The organism is Gilliamella sp. Nev5-1 (assembly GCF_001690895.1).
GTDB lineage: Bacteria > Pseudomonadota > Gammaproteobacteria > Enterobacterales > Orbaceae > Gilliamella > Gilliamella apicola_C.
In genome coordinates this window covers 1-18496 of record NZ_LZHO01000027.1, presented here as the reverse complement: position 1 = coordinate 18496, position 18496 = coordinate 1, and the positions used below count along the sequence as shown (strand labels likewise).

Annotated in this window: 11 protein-coding genes and 1 pseudogene; 7 read left to right on the top strand and 5 right to left on the bottom strand. The window is 38.1% G+C overall.

The window, feature by feature from the left end:
• The first annotated feature begins 408 nt into the window (after positions 1-408).
• From A9G41_RS14210 to A9G41_RS14205, 3 genes are all read left to right on the top strand, one after another.
• Positions 409-555 (top strand): hypothetical protein, encoded by a 147-nt coding sequence (locus tag A9G41_RS14210; RefSeq protein WP_179854677.1) that lies wholly within the window; start codon positions 409-411, stop codon positions 553-555.
• A 125-nt stretch (positions 556-680) separates the two neighbouring features.
• Entirely contained in the window at positions 681-2018 is a 1338-nt protein-coding gene (locus A9G41_RS04270; protein ID WP_075539359.1) for a hypothetical protein, read from the top strand.
• 106 nt (positions 2019-2124) lie between these two features.
• Positions 2125-2274, top strand: a complete 150-nt coding sequence (locus tag A9G41_RS14205; protein WP_176700497.1) for a hypothetical protein — start codon at positions 2125-2127, stop codon at positions 2272-2274.
• Between the two features lie 671 nt (positions 2275-2945).
• Here the strand turns inward: A9G41_RS14205 and fabI are convergent.
• Positions 2946-3734 (bottom strand): enoyl-ACP reductase FabI, encoded by a 789-nt coding sequence (gene fabI, locus A9G41_RS04265; RefSeq protein WP_065567144.1) that lies wholly within the window; start codon positions 3732-3734, stop codon positions 2946-2948.
• Between the two features lie 194 nt (positions 3735-3928).
• Between fabI and tehB the strand changes: the two genes are divergently transcribed.
• Complete coding sequence (gene tehB / locus A9G41_RS04260; protein ID WP_065567143.1) at positions 3929-4789, top strand: SAM-dependent methyltransferase TehB; 861 nt, start codon at positions 3929-3931, stop codon at positions 4787-4789.
• 56 nt (positions 4790-4845) lie between these two features.
• Here tehB and fmt read toward each other — a convergent pair whose 3' ends face one another.
• Both fmt and A9G41_RS04250 read right to left on the bottom strand, forming a co-directional pair.
• Positions 4846-5799, bottom strand: coding sequence for a methionyl-tRNA formyltransferase (gene fmt / locus A9G41_RS04255; RefSeq protein WP_075539361.1), 954 nt, complete (start codon positions 5797-5799; stop codon positions 4846-4848).
• Between the two features lie 384 nt (positions 5800-6183).
• Positions 6184-8061 carry an SLC13 family permease gene (locus tag A9G41_RS04250; RefSeq protein WP_082259615.1) on the bottom strand — a complete coding sequence of 626 codons (1878 nt, stop codon included), beginning with the start codon at positions 8059-8061 and terminating at the stop codon, positions 6184-6186.
• Between the two features lie 260 nt (positions 8062-8321).
• Between A9G41_RS04250 and A9G41_RS04245 the strand changes: the two genes are divergently transcribed.
• On the top strand, positions 8322-10043 hold the full coding sequence (locus A9G41_RS04245) for a thiamine pyrophosphate-dependent enzyme (RefSeq protein WP_065652595.1): 1722 nt from the start codon (positions 8322-8324) through the stop codon (positions 10041-10043).
• A 105-nt stretch (positions 10044-10148) separates the two neighbouring features.
• Here A9G41_RS04245 and edd read toward each other — a convergent pair whose 3' ends face one another.
• Positions 10149-11954 (bottom strand): phosphogluconate dehydratase, encoded by a 1806-nt coding sequence (gene edd / locus A9G41_RS04240; protein WP_075539358.1) that lies wholly within the window; start codon positions 11952-11954, stop codon positions 10149-10151.
• Between the two features lie 46 nt (positions 11955-12000).
• The gene (locus tag A9G41_RS04235; RefSeq protein ID WP_075539357.1) at positions 12001-12531 is read right to left on the bottom strand and encodes a gluconokinase, GntK/IdnK-type; all 531 of its coding nucleotides are present in this window, start codon (positions 12529-12531) and stop codon (positions 12001-12003) included.
• A 578-nt stretch (positions 12532-13109) separates the two neighbouring features.
• Here A9G41_RS04235 and purL point away from each other — a divergent pair.
• Complete coding sequence (purL, locus tag A9G41_RS04230; protein WP_075539356.1) at positions 13110-17012, top strand: phosphoribosylformylglycinamidine synthase; 3903 nt, start codon at positions 13110-13112, stop codon at positions 17010-17012.
• 128 nt (positions 17013-17140) lie between these two features.
• Positions 17141-18496 (top strand): annotated as a pseudogene (locus A9G41_RS13425) (IS1182 family transposase); the annotation flags it as partial.

The window sequence follows — 18496 nt, the reverse complement described above, 5'->3', positions numbered from 1 at the left end:
AAATATTTAAAAGTAAAATATTATTTTTTATTATAAACATTAATCAAACCATCCTAATACGGATGGTTTTTATTTTAATCAATAAATTGATTGCTATTTTATAGTATCGATCAATTTTGATTTATTCATATTTAGTAAGAAATAAAAACAATGCTTTTGCCTGTTGAATTTAACAATATGAAATACTTTTATCACACTGATAATTTATGTCTAAATTGTTAAATTGAAAAGTCAACATCTAGACTCTTAACAAAACTTTACAAAAAAGTAGATGAAAAATGAAGCTTTTATTTTAAAATAGGGTAGCATAGTTATATACTATTTCAAGCTAAAAGTATTGAAAATAATATTAACTGTTTATTTTATAACAACAAACTAATAAAAATAAGTATGAGGAATAATAAAATCATGATAAAATGTGGACTTAAACAGGCAACGGGCAACGGGCAACGGGCAACGGGCAACGGGCAACGGGCAACGGGCAACGGGCAACGGGCAACGGGCAACGGGCAACGGGCAACGGGCATTTTGTTAATCGTTTTATTTCAAATGTAATATTACAGCAAAACGTTTTATCTTTAGCGTTACCTTTTTGTTTTAAACACTTCCATTGCAAATCTCACTTTGCTACCAAAATAACGGCACTGACAGCTTACTTAAAACCAAAACCTACTCAAGTCATGAGTTTAATCTTATTATCACAATGGATACACGTTAGCTCAGCTAATGCAATACTAACAGCGACTTCAAGTCAGGTTATTGTTGGGAATGCACCGCAAGTGGTGGCGTTATCGAGTGCAGATAAACATGGTTTTACTGTCAACGGTGTTTTTTATAGTGAGGAAAATGGCACGCTAAAATCTGGTGAAGTGAAAGAATTTGATGGTAATTTAACGCTAAATGATTTTAAAGTGGCAACTTATACGCCAACCAACTTAGATAGGGTAAAGAATTATCGCGATATCGATGGTGATAATGCTGATACGAGCCAACCGTTTAAGGTGGAATCGACTTACTATTGGTGGTATGACAATACCGGAAGACGCATAACTGGTGATGATAAGAAAAAGATTATAGGTTGTGGCAGTGGTTTTTCAATGCCATTAAAATTGATAATTGAAACAAAACTAAAAGCCTATTCGGAGTATGGGATCCCAAAAGAAAGTAAATCTGTTACATTAGCCAAAACGTATCAAATAGCGGCTAGAACACAAATTTGCTATGCAAAACCGAATGGCATTATTGGCCATCCTAAAGAGCAATGGCTTAGTTATAATAGTGATGGTAGCTCAGAAGAGTGGAATGATAAGAATCGTACAAAGCGTCATTCTATTCATGGCGGTGGTTTTACCAGTGATTATGTACCAGATTATGGTTTTAAAGCTAAACCTACAATTTCGCCAAAAACATTCCCAACTACAGGCTTTCCTGGCGCTAAATTCCAATTAGTGATGACGGGTTCACAGAGCGATTATCGCTATCAAATACTTAATAATTCTGGCGAAAGGGTTTTGATTGACGATAATGGAATGGTTTTATTAAAAAATAAGCCAACAGGAAATATTACTATACGCGTAACCCTGAAAAGAGATTCAACTGTTTATCATGATTATACTTTTAACCCAACATCTGTTTGGTTGCTTCCTCAAGCGGATGATTATATGAGTTGGGAAGCAGCAAAGAAACGATGTGGTGGAGTACAAAATATTCCTTCTTTGTCAATGTTTACTAATTCCCCACAAAATAATATTGCTTTAAATACTGATTGGCGATTTATCTCAAATACATTTACTAGAGCAATAGGGGGGGGAGTGTTTGCAGAATGGGGGTATACTGATAAAATCAGTTATCCTGATTCTCAATGGGGAAGCTTTATACATGCTAAAGATGGTAAGGCATATTATTGGTCATCGAATATTCATGCTACTAACGCTAGTATGTTTGTTGGTGATGCTCGAGCCGGAAATGTAAATGCTTACGATATGCAATATAATCATCTGGTTGCGTGCAGGGGATAATCAATGAATCAATCGATTATTTAGAGTGGTAATGGTATTGTATTTAGTGAATGGGGATATACACTTCATCAGGCTTATCCAGATTCTAATTGGTCTAATAGAGAAAATGATCGATATTGATAGATATTGGATTTGGTTAAACTATTTTAAAAAAGCCCCTATCTTTCATCATTTTGATGTTGATGCAGGCACTGGTTTAATTGATACTGATTGTGAGGATGGTTATAGATGCCCAGATTTTTTAGTTTGCCAGTAATTGCAAAGTATTATTGGTTAAATTCGTTGATTAAAACTATTATTGGGTAATGATTAATACCTATAATAAATTGAATCTACTTAAGAGAATGTCAAGTTGAGTTGTTATTTTGTAAATGTGTATTTTTATGCATTTATCGCAAATCAACCTATATTTTGACACTAGTCCGTGTTGGAGCGCTAATTAAAATTAGCGCTTTATTATGTTAATATAAATTAATGTGTTGTTATATATTCTTTGACACTTAATTTGCTAAGCGAGTGCCAGTAAAAATTAGTGTGGCCATTTAGATCTATCAGCTTGTTAGCGGTTTTCGTCTGTTAGGTTCTGATAACTTTTTTCACAATGCTAAGGTATAAAGAGCATCAAGAACAAGGCTGCCTAATTCTCAGCTAACACTCAGTACATAATAATGGATTTATTTAACTAATTAACAAAGTGGTAATTATTCAGTAGCAGAAGATCTTGCTTTTATAGAGGGTTGAAAACAAAGCTTAACAGAGAGAAGTGTATAATTACTTATTTTAGCTTTTAGCGCATACATAAAAAATGATTAGTGATATAAGGAGCCATATTTTAGTTGATAATCTATTTTTTATGCTGGTAACCTAGTTGTTTTTTCATGATTAATAATATTCTCCCACAATTGTAGGAGAATATTTGATGTTAAATTATTTAAGTTCTAACTCATTCATTGCAGCAATACTAAACCCACCATCAACATGGATGACTTCGCCAGTAATGCCAGATGCTAGATTTGAGCATAAAAACGCAGCCGAATTGCCCACATCTTCGGTAGTAACTGTGCGGCGAATTGGCGTGACTGATTCGCAATGAGATAACATTTTCTTGAAGTCTTTAATGCCAGATGCTGCAAGCGTACGAATTGGTCCTGCTGAAATGGCATTAACACGCACACCTTCTGGTCCCATGGCATTTGCCATATAACGAACATTGGCTTCTAATGATGCCTTAGCAAGGCCCATTACGTTATAGTTAGGAATCGCACGTTCAGCACCTAGATAAGAAAGAGTTACTAAAGCTGAATTTGGATTTAACATCGATCGGCATGCTTTTGCCATCGCAACAAAACTATAAGAGCTGATGTCATGTGCAATAGCAAACCCTTCACGAGTTACTGCGTTAACATAATCGCCATCTAATTGATCGCCAGGTGCAAAAGCAATAGCATGGACAAATCCGTCAAATTTATCCCAAGTTTTTGCAAGTTCTGCAAATAGTTCAGTGATGCTATCATCGTGAGCGACATCGCAAGGTAAAACGATTTTAGAACCAAAATCAGCAGCGAATTCTTCAACACGTGTTTTTAATTTATCATTTTGATAAGTAAAAGCTAATTCAGCTCCTTCACGATGCATCGCTTGTGCAATACCATAAGCAATAGAACGATTACTTGCAACACCAGTAACCAGTATGCGCTTACCTGCTAAAAATCCCATAAATTATTCCTCTAATGTTTCTACTTTAATAGATTAGGATAGTGACGATTATATGTTGATAACGGCAATTGCGCCACAATAAATTTATGTTTCGCAACTTGTTGTTATTTTATCTTGTGTTACTGTGAGTTGTTTATGTGCTTAGCCATTGACTATAATAGCTAACTATTAATTTGTTTTAAGGATGATGCAATTTGAAAAACTTAGTTAATTATAAAATGTTGCCAATTTGGGATGCGCAAAACTTACCGCCATCATTTAGCGAAAAGCACAATACCCAAGCGGGCACTTGGGCAAAATTACATATTATTGCTGGTAGTTTGGATTTTGAAATGCTAACTGAGCAAGGAGAGGTCATAAGTCGACATCACTATGATATTGAGCATCAACCACCATTTGTATTGCCTCAGCAGTGGCACCGTATTGCCAAGGTGTCAAATGACCTACAATGCCAACTCGCTTTTTATTGTCAACCCGAGGATTACACGCATAAAAAGTACCAAATGACTAAGACCCATTCTGAAGTCGTGTCAGCGTGTCAATTTATTCCTAGGGGGCGGGTGTTAGATCTTGGCTGTGGATCTGGTCGTAATTCGCTTTATCTTCAGCGGTTAGGCTTTGATGTAGAGGCGGTAGATAAATCTCAATCAAGTATTGAGAATCTACAACAAATTATTACAAACGAAAATTTGCCACGTATAAATGCTACGATTTATGATATTAACCAAGCAAACTTAAAAGGTGAATATGATCTAATTATCTCAACTGTTGTGATGATGTTTTTACAACCCGATAAAATCCCAGATATTATTCATAATATGCAACAAGTTACCCAATATGGCGGTTATAATTTAATTGTTTGCGCAATGTCAACGGATGATTACCCATGTTCTATCGGATTTTCATTCACATTTAAAAAACAAGAATTATTAAATTATTATCAAGATTGGGAGATCATAAAATATAATGAAGATATTGGCCAATTGCATAAAACAGATATTCATGGTAACCGAATAAAATTAAGGTTTGCTACACTTTTGGCGAGAAAACGATAAATATTACAGGATGAAATCCTGTAATATTAGCGCTTAGATTGTGAGCCTATGTATTGTTAACCCATACTTAGTTGTTCACCAACAACAAACCATGTTTTACGAGAATTTAATAAATCTTGCGCTGACATCGGCTTTTTACCTGCGGGTTGTAGAAGTGTTATATTCAATGCATTTTGGCTAGTTGCAATACAAATACCATTTTTATCTGCTTTTAAAATAGTGCCTGCGGGTTGTTCTGTGTCAATTTCAACAACAGCGGCTTGCCATACCTTAATCGGCTCACCATTAATGTCAAAATAGCTAACTGGCCATGGGTTAAAAGCGCGAATACAACGCTCAAGTTGCTTAGCAGGTAAACTCCAATCAAGTTTTGCCTCCTTTTTTGAAAGTTTTTCGGCATAGGTTGCTTGTGATGAATCTTGCCTTTCTGGTTGGATTCTTCCTTCGCCGATTAAGGCTAATGTATCAAGTAGCGCTTGTGGTCCTAATTGGGCTAGTTTTTCATACAGTGATGCGCTGGTGTCGGTATGCTCAATTGGGCAAGAAAGTTTATATAACATATCACCCGTATCAAGCCCTGCGTCCATCTGCATGATAGTAACACCTGTAACTTGATCGCCAGCCCAGCAAGCACGTTGAATAGGTGCTGCACCACGCCAACGTGGAAGTAATGAACCATGCACATTCAAACAGCCTAATTTAGGTATATCAAGTACAGATTGTGGTAAAATCAGCCCGTAAGCAACAACAATCATAATATCAGCATTTAATTTTTCAATAATTTTTTGATTTTCTTCATTTTTAAGCGTTACTGGTTGATAAACTGCAATATCATGCTCAACAGCCAATTGCTTAACAGGACTTGCTGTTAACTTATTACCACGACCAGCAGGTCGATCGGGTTGAGTAAAAACAGCAATCACATTATGAAGAGACTCAATTAGCGCCTTTAGATGGGTCGCGGCAAAACCAGGCGTGCCAGCAAAAATAATATTTAATGGTTTAGTTATATGTGGCATTAATATTATATCCATGATTAAAAGATAATAGGAATTATACCCCAAATTTTAGCAAGAATCTTTAATCAGCAAGGAGTGATATTTATTTGTGTGCTTTCGGGCGTGTTAAGCTTGCTCCGTTGGTGGTAGTTAAAAATGGGGATATTTGGCGCTTAAAAATCATTCAGAAAAACCATTGATTTTATTGAAGTTTTTATTTTGATTTTTTTATGAAAAAATAACCGTTTTTTCCCCTAAAGGCTAATACCGTGCTTATACGGTGTCAGAATGTGCTACCGACGGTATGAGGTTAGCACGCCAAACAAGGATGTTTAGCGATGCTATTTTATTGGGAATAATTTTGTTATAAACAAATTAATAAACAATTATTTAGTTTTAAAATGGCAAGAATATTGGCACTAGTGCAATATCAACTGCCATCACCAAAAACGTTAATGGCACGCCAATTTTGACAAAATCTCCAAAGCTATAGCCACCAGGTGCTACTACCATGGTTTTAATTGGTGAAGACACTGGCGTAATAAATGACGCTGATGTGGCAATGGCTACCGTCATAGCAAATGGGTACGGCGAATAGCCAAATTTTAATGCTAAATCAATAGCAATTGGTGCAATTAAAATGGCTGTTGCGGTATTGGATATAAATAAGCCAATTGTTGAGCATAATAAAAAAATAAATGTTAGTACCATATAGGGACCAAAATGGCGCAGGTGGATTTCGAGCCATGCGGATATAAGTGATATCCCTCCTGTTTTATTGAGAGCTAGTGCAAAGGGCATCATACCAATGATTAAAATTAATGTTGGCCAGTGGATTGATCGGTAAGCGCTGGCCATGTCAATGCACCGTGTTGCACCCATTAATAAGCAGGCAATGAGTGCAGCTACGACATTTGGTACAATACCTGTAACCATGAATAGAATCATTATGGCTAAATTAATTAATGCTGCATATGCCTGTGAACTTGCTGGTGCGACATCATCAATATCTGATGGGTAATCTAATACAACAAAATCGCTTGTTCGTGTTTGTAGTTTTTGGATCGATCCCCAGTCACCACACACTAATAATGTATCGCTCATTTCTAGGCGCTCTTGGAATAAGTTGTTGGTTTCAACAGGGGCATGATTGCGCCAGATGCCAATGACAGTTAAGAAATATTTTCCCCTAAAATTAATTTCATTGAGTGTTTTACCACATAATGTTGATTCTGGTAATAGTGCAACTTCGGCCATGCCGACTTCTTTAACTTGTTCTGAAAAATATTCGCCACGTAATATTTTCGGTTCAAGGTTATTGGTGGTTAAAAAAGTGCGGTAGTCGGCTTCAGAATGCGACATGTCAAGTAATAGAATGTCATTTTCACGAAATTCAGTTGAGCCATTAACGGGGATTAGTACTTTTTGGAATTTTCGCCAGCGCTCAATACCAATCACATTTACGCCGTGTTCACTACGTAGATGTAAACCATCGATAGTGCGCCCCACAAAAGGTGAGCCAGCGAGTATTTGTGCTCGGTGTGCACGGCCAATTAATTTATAGTCTCGAATTAAATCGGTTATTTTTCGCCTTTGTGGCTGGGTATTGGTGGGGGAGGCTTGTTCCGCTGAGAGTAACCAATTTCGAGTTAATACACAGTAAATGATCCCAACTGCTAAAACACCTAAACCAATTGGTGTAATTGAAAAAAAACCAAATTCAGTTAGTTTAAAGTGGCTCAGTTCACTGTTGACAACTAGGTTGGGGGCTGTGGCCACTAAAGTCATCATGCCACTAATTAAAGCAGCAATACAAAGTGGCATCATTAATTTTTTTACATGAATGCCAGTGTGATTAGCAATGCTGATAGCAACAGGGATGAAAATAGCAACAACGCCTGTTGAGCTCATTACTGAGCCGAGCAAGGCAACGCCTAACATGATATAGATAATAATACGGATATCGTTTTTGCCTGCTATTTTAAGAATATACTCGCTCATTTTGTATGAGATACCTGTTCTTACAAGGCTTTCTCCAATTATAAATAATAATGCAATTAGGATTATGTTGGGATCACTAAAGCCTGCTAATGCTTCTGATGGCGTGAGTACGCCAGTGATGGTAATGGCTGTAATTGTCAGTAATGCAATAATGTCCATTCTTAATTTGCTCAATGAGAATAGCATAATTGCAATAAACAATAATAAGCAGACAGTAATCAGTGGCGAATATTGGGAAAAAGAGCTCGGTAAAAAGGCTGTAATCGATGACATTAAATTATGTCCAGATGGCGATTGTTCCACGGAATATCACTCTATTGTTTCGAGAAGATTTTCGACATAATACCTTGGTTTATTGCAATAGGGAATATCTTCACACAAAGTTTGTTATGCAATAAGCAGATAAGCGTTCTGTTCATTGCTTGTTTTTAGCATTTCTTGCTGTTTATTTTAAAGGCTATTCGCGTTATTTCAAAGTGGGTGTAATTTATACGGATGAGGTAAGTCATTGAGCGAACTTTTGAGGAGAGAGTATGTCATCAAAAAAAACAGTAGCACAAATTATAGTTGATATTTTAGCTGAGGCGGGTGTTAAACATTGCTATGGTATTGTGGGTGATACGTTAAATCACATCACCTCAGCCATTAAAAGAAGTGATATTCAGTGGGTGCATGTTCGTCATGAAGAAGTTGGTGCTTTTGCTGCAGGAGCTGAAGCTTATTTGACCGATCAAATCACTGCTTGTGCTGGCTCTTGTGGGCCAGGCAGTTTGCATTTTATTAATGGTATTTATGAAGCACAACGCAATCGAGTTCCTGTTATTTTGTTAGCAAGCCAGCTTGTTACTTCACAGCAAGGAACAGATTTCCCACAAGAAGTTGATTTTGAAACGTTATATAAAAATTGTTCTGTATTTTGCCGGCAAATCAATGATCCTACTCAAGTAAGAGAAATCACTACAGCAGCCATTCAAACAGCAATTAACCAACGAGGAGTAGCCGTTTTAGTTATTCCGTATAATGTGAGTTTAGAGAAAGTGGAGGATAATAGCCACCGTAAAATTTATCATCCTCACCCTATTATTCGTCCATCAGATCAAGAACTTAGCAAAATTGCCAGTATGCTAAATAAAAATAATAAAGTGACTATTTTTGCAGGTCAAGGTGTCTATGAAGCTCATGATGAGCTCATTGCTTTAGCTCATAAATTAAAATCGCCTATTGTACATACTTCGAGAGCTAAAGATTTTGTTGAATATGATAACCCTTACAATGTTGGCATGACAGGAATGTTTGGCGTTGAGTCAGGAACCACCGCAATAAAAGAGTGTGATGTACTTTTAATGTTAGGTGCTGATTTTGCATGGTCACAATTCTACCCAGATAAGGCTGCTATTATTCAAGTTGATATTGATGCAACTCACCTTGGACGGCGGCATCCTGTTGATATCGGTGTAGTTGGGAGTTGTAAACCGACTTTGGCAACACTGCTACCTTTAGTTGATGAGAAACAAGATGATGAGTTTTTAGGGTTATGCCAAAAATTGTACACCAAATCAATGAAAAAATTGAATAAAAAAACGATTCCTTCTCGCTCAACCATTCATCCTCAATATTTAACTGAACTTATTGATAAATATGCAACTGATGATGCTGTACTTTGTGCTGATGTCGGTTCGGCAATGGTTTGGGCTTGTCGCCATTTTAATACCAATGGCAAAAGACGCACCGTAATCAGTTTAAAACATGGCACAATGGCTAATGCGATGCCACAAGCTTTAGGGGTACAAAAAGCATTTCCAAATCGGCAAGTGCTCTCCTTGTCAGGCGATGGCGGTATAAGTATGTTGCTGGGCGATTTATTAACCACAATTCAAGAACAGTTACCTATAAAAATTATTGTACTAAATAATAGCTCGCTTAACTTTGTTGAATTAGAGCAAAAATCGGAAGGGTTAGTTGATCACTATACTGACTTACAAAATCCTGATTTTGCAAAACTTGCTGATTCAATTGGCCTTTTTTCTATCAGGGTGGATGATTCTGATTTACTTGAGTCTGCTGTGCAATCATTTTTAGCTCACTCTGGTCCAGCGTTATTAGATGTTAAAACCAGTGCTAATGAACTTGTTATGCCCCCTGAAATCCACGCATCGCAAGTAATGGGAATGGCACTTTATGGTGTCAAAGCCTCATTACATGGAAAAATGGGGGACGTGGTAAATTTATTGGTAGATAATTTTATTAAGAAATAATTTATTTATACCGATAAATTTATTTATAAAGAAGTTTCAGCTAATACCTAATTTTTAGTCTATTTTCTTAAGATTTCTGCCACTGTATGTGGCAGATTAAGCATATTAAAAGCTAACCGCACCTTCTTCTGCGGTAGTTAAATTTTCTCTGATAATGGTAAATAGTTCTCTTCCATAACCAAGATGCGAATCGGTTAATTCGAAAGGATAAGGTGTACGTTTAGCTAATTCAGCTTCGTCAACTAATAGAGTTATTTCACCTGTTTGCCCATTTACACGGATCATGTCGCCATTTTGTACTTTACTAAGTAAACCGCCATCATAAGCTTCAGGGGTAACATGGATCGCTGCTGGAACTTTTCCTGATGCGCCCGATAATCGACCGTCAGTTAATAATGCAACTTTGTAACCTTTATCTTGTAGCACACCTAGCGGTGTTATCAATTTGTGCAATTCTGGCATACCAATAGCTTTGGGTCCTTGATAACGTACAACAACCACACAGTCTTTATCTAACTTACCGGCCTTATATTCAGCATCTAAATCATATTGGCTATTAAAAATGACCGCAGGTGCTTCAATAATTTGATGTTCAGGCGCAACTGCTGATGTTTTCATTATTGCACGGCCAAGATTGCCAGACATCACTTTTAATCCGCCATGTGAATTAAACGGTTTTTGGATTGAGGCAATCACGCTATCATCTAATGATTTTGTTGGGCCGTTGCGAAAAATGAGTTTACCATTTTCTAAAATAGGCTCTTGGGTATAACGGCTAAGTCCATGCCCTACCACGGTTTGTACATTTTCGTGTAATAAACCTCCTGCCAATAATTCTCTAACCAATAAAGATGTGCCTCCAGCAGCTTGAAAATAGTTGATATCAGCAGGTCCATTTGGGTAAATTCGACAAATTAAGGGGACTACGGTGGATAGATCTGAAATATCATCCCAGTTAATGATAATTCCCGCAGCTTTAGCCATGGCTACAATGTGCATAGTTAAATTGGTTGATCCCCCAGTGGCAAGTAATGCCACTAAACCATTAATAATCACTTTTTCGTCAACCATTTTACCAACGGGCATATAATTACCCGATTGGTTCGTTAGGCGAGTGATCTGTTTAGCAGCAGCATTGGTTAACTCAAAACGCAATGCTGTTTCAGGATGAACAAATGCCGCGCCTGGTAAATGTAACCCCATTAATTCCATTACCATTTGGTTGCTATTGGCTGTACCATAAAAGGTGCAAGTGCCACTAGTATGGTAAGAGGCTGATTCAGACTCAAGCAAATCTTCACGCGAAGCTTTACCTTCCGAATAAAGTTGGCGGATACGCACTTTTTCTTTATTTGATAGTCCTGATGGCATTGGTCCTGCAGGAACAAAAATGGCAGGTAAATGCCCAAAAGTTAATGCACCAACCAATAAGCCAGGCACGATTTTATCGCAAATGCCAAGGTATAGTGCGCCATCAAACATATTATGTGAAAGCCCAATTGCTACCGACATGGCTATGACATCACGACTCATTAATGATAATTCCATTCCAGGTTCGCCTTGAGTTACCCCGTCGCACATAGCCGGCACACCACCAGCCATTTGGCCAACAGCGCCAACTTCGTGAAGTGCTTTGCGGATTTGTTCAGGATAGCATTCGTAAGGCTTGTGCGCTGAAAGCATATCATTGTAGGAATTAATAATGCCAATATTACTTTTTAAGATGTTTTTTAGATCGTTTTTATCATTAATACAACAAGCCGCAAAACCATGGGCTAAATTACTGCATGGCAAACTAGAGCGGGTGACTTTTTTACTCATCGCGTGTTCTATTTTTTGTAAATAAGCTTGGCGAGTCGCTTTAGAACGCTCAATAATACGTTGAGTTACAGCTTGAATGATGCGATTCACATTAACCTCTTAAATTATCATTGTTATCTTTTCAATTTTATTTATATTATTCACAGTTACATATTGAACGTATGACTTGCTCTGTATCATTGACAACATCAGTTAATGGTTGCTCAATGTTAACCGTATAGACATTTTTTTCATGAATCGTTGGCTCTTCTAGCGTGTCAAATTGTGATTGTAGCATTTCGCTTTTTTGGTAATGGCCTTTACGTTTAGCTAATCGCTTAGCAATGACGTCATAGCTTCCTTTTAGATAAATAAAGTGAATGTTTTTATTTTCACCACGAATAATATCTCGGTATTTTCGTTTTAACGCTGAGCAGATAATAATTGAAACACCATTAACATTGCACATTGCAAATGCGACATTGCTAATTAGGTTAAGCCAAGGCATTCGATCTTCATCGTTTAATGGTGTGCCATTCCGCATTTTTAAAATATTGGCTTTAGGGTGCAAAAAATCGCCATCTAAAAAAGACGCATCAAGGTTATAAGCTACTTGCTTGGCAACCGCTGATTTACCACAACCTGACACACCCATTAATACAAAAATTGGTTTATCTTGTGTTGTCATAGTAAACTCTTCCACCTATTTTGTTACTGGTAACATGTTACAAATTAAGATTTTTTTTGCAATTTAAAAAAGTTTATTTTGTGATCTGGATCAGGTTTTTCTTTTGATTTTTAAATAGATAGAACTTTTGTTGTTTCAGATACTATCAAATAATATGTACGACAATCTAGGATTGATTGTTTAGCGGTAGCAATTGGTTTTTCTACTTATGAGGTATATAAAAGCCCAGCAAATGGGATTCTGATTGTTTAGTCAAAATTAAAAGAAACTTTTTGTAAAAAATATTCAGGATACTATACCATTTTAACAGTGGAGATAATGTATTACATCAACTTCAAATTAACAACTTATAGCGAGCAAGGAAAGTAATTGCAGAATGGCTAACCATTTTATTACATCCTAAAGTTGTTGTGCTTATTTAGACTTGAGATACACCAGTAACTCCTCTTTTTATACTTAACCATCTATTTGTCTGAATCTTTTTGGTAAAATCAATGTTTTAAATAGCCACGCCGTTCACTTTCTTTTATAATGTTGTTCTATTTTTACCTATGTTTAGCTTAAAAAGAGTAATTAGCATGAAAATTTTAGCTGGTTCTTCTGCTTTATCTGCATTTCGTATAAGTAAAATCCTATCTGTTTGCCGTGAAAAATCCATCCCCGTTATTAATATTGACGCGCAATATATTCATTTTATTGATCTGTTTAAAGATTTAACGAGTGATGACCAGTTGACGCTTGATAAGTTATTGCAATATGGCCCTAAATCAACGCAAGTAAATGGTGAGCATAAAACCCAAAGACAACTCTTTTTAGTGGCGCCTCGTGCCGGAACGATTTCACCTTGGTCATCAAAAGCAACCGATATCGCGCATAATTGTGGGTTAACGCAGGTTCATCGAATTGAGCGGGGTATTGCGTATTATGTTGAAATGAGTAGCCCTTTTACTCAAGTACAGCAAGTCGCTTTTGAAAGCTTGATTCATGATCGCATGATGGAAACGGTATTTACGGATTTTGCTCAAGCAGAAAAATTATTTAAAGCCGATAAACCAGCACCAGTAACGGTAATTGATTTATTAGGACAAGGTCACCAAGCATTAAACGAAGCAAATCTTAAATTAGGATTAGCATTAGCCCCTGATGAAATTGATTATTTGGTTGAGAATTTCCAAAAATTAAACCGTAATCCAACGGATATTGAACTTTATATGTTTGCTCAAGCAAACTCTGAACATTGTCGTCATAAGATTTTTAATGCTGACTGGATTATTGATGGTGTGAAGCAACCCAAATCATTGTTTAAGATGATAAAGAATACTTTTGAACATACGCCAGATTATGTGTCATCCGCTTATAAAGATAATGCTGCGGTTATGGACGGATCTAAAGTCGGGCGTTTTTTTGCTGATAATGACAATAAAACTTATCGATATCATCAAGAATTTGCTGATATTTTAATGAAAGTTGAAACGCATAATCACCCAACAGCCATATCTCCTTGGCCAGGAGCTGCAACGGGAAGTGGTGGCGAAATTCGTGATGAAGGAGCAACGGGAAGAGGTGCTAAACCCAAAGCAGGATTAGTCGGATTTTCCGTTTCTAACTTACGCATTCCTCATTTTGAACAACCTTGGGAACAAGATTTTGGTAAGCCTGATCGTATTGTTAGCGCGCTTGATATTATGATGGAAGGTCCGCTTGGCGGTGCTGCTTTCAATAATGAATTTGGGCGACCAGCTCTATTAGGGTATTTTCGTACCTATGAAGAAAAGGTTAATAGCCATAATGGTGAAGAGCTTCGCGGTTATCATAAGCCTATTATGCTAGCAGGCGGTATTGGTAATATTCGCCATGAACATATTCAAAAAGGTGAGTTTCCTGCAGGCTCTAAATTGATTGTTTTAGGTGGCCCAGCTATGAATATTGGGCTTGGTGGTGGCGCAGCTTCATCAATGACATCTGGTCAGTCGGATGCGGATCTTGATTTTGCTTCTGTTCAGCGAGATAACCCAGAAATGGAACGTCGTTGTCAGGAAGTTATCGATCGTTGTTGGCAACTTGGTGAAGATAACCCTATCTTATTTATTCATGATGTGGGCGCAGGTGGTTTATCTAATGCGATGCCCGAACTGGTTAGTGATGGTGGCTGTGGGGGGCAATTTGAACTCCGCAAAATACTTAGCGATGAACCCAGCATGTCACCGCTAGAAATTTGGTGTAATGAATCACAAGAACGTTATGTTCTTGCTATTCATCCCGATAAATTAGCGCTGTTTGATGAACTCTGTCAGCGTGAACGAGCACCTTATGCCGTTATTGGTGAGGCAACCGTCAATAAAGCTGTGATTTTACATGACGAACATTTTAATAATAACCCGATAGCTTTGCCGTTAGATGTTTTATTGGGAAAAACACCAAAAATGTTACGAGAGGTGAAATCTAGTCAAGCCGAAGGCGATCGTTTTTCCACATCGGATATTAATTTATATGATGCCGTAAAGCGTGTGCTACATTTGCCCGTTGTAGCGGAAAAAACATTTTTAATTACGATTGGTGACCGTTCTGTAAGCGGTATGGTTGCTCGAGATCAAATGGTTGGACCTTGGCAAGTACCCGTGGCCGATTGTGCTGTTACAACAGCAAGCTTTGATAGCTATTATGGTGAAGCCATGTCAATGGGTGAGCGAGCGCCAGTAGCCTTACTTAATTATGCCGCATCAGCACGTTTAGCTGTTGGTGAGGCAATTACCAATATTGCGGCGACCAATATTGGTGATATTAAGCGTATTAAGCTTTCGGCTAACTGGATGGCAGCAGCTGGGCATCCAGGCGAAGATGCTGGTCTTTACCAAGCAGTTAAAGCTATTGGTGAAGAGTTATGCCCTGCATTAGGCTTAGCCATTCCAGTTGGTAAAGATTCCATGTCAATGAAAACCACATGGCAACAAGATGGTGAGCAGAAAACGGTAACCTCACCATTGTCGTTAGTGATTTCTGCATTTGCTCGCGTGGAAGATGTGCGCAAAACCGTCACACCACAACTTGATACAGATGAAGATAATTTATTATTATTTGTTGATTTATCAAAAGGTCATCAAGCATTAGGTGCAACCGCATTAGCACAAGTTTATCGTCACCTAGGGCAAAGAACGGCTGATGTTCACGATGCCAAAGAATTAGCTTCTTTTTATCAAGCTATCCAAACGTTAATAGCTAAAAAATCTTTACTTGCTTACCATGATCGTTCCGATGGTGGTTTATTGGTTACTTTGGCAGAAATGGCATTTGCTGGGCATTGTGGTATTGATGTTGATATTTATTCCCTTGGTCGTGATGTGATTGCTTCTTTATTTAATGAGGAGCTAGGCGCAGTTATTCAAATTCGAGGCAGTGATTTAGATGAAGTCATGAATTGCTTTAAGCAGTTTGGGCTTTCTCATGCTATTCATCAGTTAGGATCGGCTAAAGCTGGTCAGCAATTCATTGTGCGTAATAATACCTCGATGGTATACAGCGAATCACGTTCAACTTTAAGAACATGGTGGGCAGAAACGACATGGCAGATGCAACGCTTACGAGATAATCCTGAATGTGCAGATCAAGAACATCAAGCTAAACAGAATGAAGACGATCCGGGCTTGAATGTGAAGCTTACCTTTGATCCAATGCAAGATATTGCCGCGCCTTATATAGCCAAAGGGAGCAAACCGAAAGTGGCAATTTTACGTGAGCAAGGTGTTAATTCTCATGTTGAAATGGCTGCTGCATTTGATAGGGCTGGCTTTGAAGCAGTCGATGTGCATATGACAGATTTACTTTCAGGTCGCATTACGCTTAGCCAATTTAATACACTGGTGGCTTGTGGCGGTTTTTCTTATGGTGATGTTTTAGGGGCTGGTGAAGGCTGGGCTAAATCAATTTTATTTAACGAAAAAGTACGTGATGAATTTGAGCAATTCTTCCATCGTCAAGATACCCTATCACTAGGGGTTTGTAACGGTTGTCAGATGATGTCGAATTTAAAGGATTTAATTCCGGGCGCTGATTTGTGGCCTCGTTTTGTACGCAATTTATCCGAGCGTTTCGAAGCGCGCTTTAGCTTAGTGCAAATTCAACCTAGCCCTTCATTATTCTTTACTGATATGAATGGCTCACATATGCCAATTGCGGTTTCACACGGGGAAGGGCGTGTTGAGGTCTGCGATGATAGTCATCTTCACAAATTAGAAACCTCTGGATTAATTGCAGTACGCTATATTGACCACTTTGGCAAAGTAACTCAACAATACCCTGCCAATCCAAATGGCTCGCCAAATGGTATTACTGCCGTAACATCCAAAGATGGACGTGTAACCATTATGATGCCACATCCAGAGCGAGTATTTAGGGCTGTGACCAATTCATGGCATCCTGATAACTGGGGCGAAGATAGTCCTTGGATGCGAATGTTCCGTAATGTGCGTAAGCAACTCGGGTAAGTTCAGTTCACACTAAAAACAAAATCGCCGATGATAACATCGGCGATTCAGATTGATGACAAAGAACTCGCTTTTTGACGAGTTCTTTGATCTAATAGAGAGGAGTCCATTATAAGAGAAGTTCTTCTATGCTAAAAAAACCAACTCCAGCGACACCAGAAAAAATAGAGCAAATCTCGCTAGATGCGCTTGTCCCTCAAAATCATCTTGTTCGTAAAATAGCTAAAGTCATTGATTTTGAATTTATTCGAGAAGCGGTAGCACCACTTTATTGCCCTAATAACGGTCGTCCGGCAGAAGATCCGGTCAGACTGTTTAAAATCATGTTATTGGGATATCTTTTCGGTATCCCCAGTGAACGTCGTCTGGTTCAGGAAATTCAGGTCAATTTAGCTTACCGCTGGTTTCTGGGAATGGGATTAACCGAAAAAGTGATTGACGCCTCAACACTTAGCCAAAATCGTCGCCGTCGGTTTAATGACAGTGAAATCTATCAACAGATTTTTGATAATATTGTTGAGCAGGCCATTGCCAAAGGGTTGATAAGTGGTCGGGTTTTATATACGGACAGTACTCACCTAAAAGCAAATGCCAATAAAGGCAAAGCAGGTAATGAGCAGCGTATTGTTGAGCCCAGTCAATATATTGATGCGCTTAATCAAGCCATCAACGCAGAAAGAGAATTAAACGGAAAAAAGCCTTAAAGCCATCGACGGTAGAGAAATACAAGGAGGTTAAAGTCAGTACAACAGATCCGGACAGTGGCTTTATGCATCGGGAAGGCAAGCCTAAAGGATTCTTCTACTTAGATCACCGAACGGTTGATGGCAAACATAATTTAATTACCGATACCTATGTCACAGCTGGAAATATCCATGATTCCCAGCCTTACATGGCTCGATTAAAACGCCAGTTAGAGCGGTTTGGCTTTAATCCGGTTGGTGTCGGCCTTGATGCGGGTTATTTTACGGCTCCCATTTGCCATTTACTGCTGGCAGAGCAGATATATCCGGTGTTGGGTTATCGTCGTCCCACCCATGGTGCGAATCCCATCAGAAAAAAGCAGTTTATCTATAACAGTCAAAACGATACTTATACTTGCCCAAACGGGCAAACATTAATATATAAAACTACCAGCAGGGAAGGTTATCGTCATTATCATTCTGATGCAACAACCTGCAAAATCTGTCCGTTATTGTCACAGTGTACATAGAGTAAAAATACACAGAAAGTCATCACACGGCATATCTGGGAAGCAGATAAAGAGAAAGCCAACGAGATTCGTTTAAGTCAGTGGGGTAAAAAAGTCTATGCTCGGCGAAAAGAAACGATAGAGCGCAGCTTTGCTGATGCTAAACAACATCACGGACATCGCTATGCACGATTTAGAGGAAGAGCGCAGGTTCAAATGCAGTGTTTATTGGCCGCAACGGCTCAAAATATCAAGAAAATAGCGATAAAGCTATTTTTGTTACGTTTTTTTA

What these genes read in the sequence shown, in the direction of transcription:
- A9G41_RS14210 (WP_179854677.1), top strand. Translation starts at nt 409, where the DNA reads ATGATAAAATGTGGACTTAAACAGGCAACGGGCAACGGGCAACGGGCA.
- A9G41_RS04250 (WP_082259615.1), bottom strand. Translation starts at nt 8,061, where the DNA reads ATGTCATCGATTACAGCCTTTTTACCGAGCTCTTTTTCCCAATATTCG.
- fabI (WP_065567144.1), bottom strand. Translation starts at nt 3,734, where the DNA reads ATGGGATTTTTAGCAGGTAAGCGCATACTGGTTACTGGTGTTGCAAGT.
- A9G41_RS14205 (WP_176700497.1), top strand. Translation starts at nt 2,125, where the DNA reads ATGATCGATATTGATAGATATTGGATTTGGTTAAACTATTTTAAAAAA.
- A9G41_RS04235 (WP_075539357.1), bottom strand. Translation starts at nt 12,531, where the DNA reads ATGACAACACAAGATAAACCAATTTTTGTATTAATGGGTGTGTCAGGT.
- A9G41_RS04245 (WP_065652595.1), top strand. Translation starts at nt 8,322, where the DNA reads ATGTCATCAAAAAAAACAGTAGCACAAATTATAGTTGATATTTTAGCT.
- purL (WP_075539356.1), top strand. Translation starts at nt 13,110, where the DNA reads ATGAAAATTTTAGCTGGTTCTTCTGCTTTATCTGCATTTCGTATAAGT.
- A9G41_RS04270 (WP_075539359.1), top strand. Translation starts at nt 681, where the DNA reads ATGAGTTTAATCTTATTATCACAATGGATACACGTTAGCTCAGCTAAT.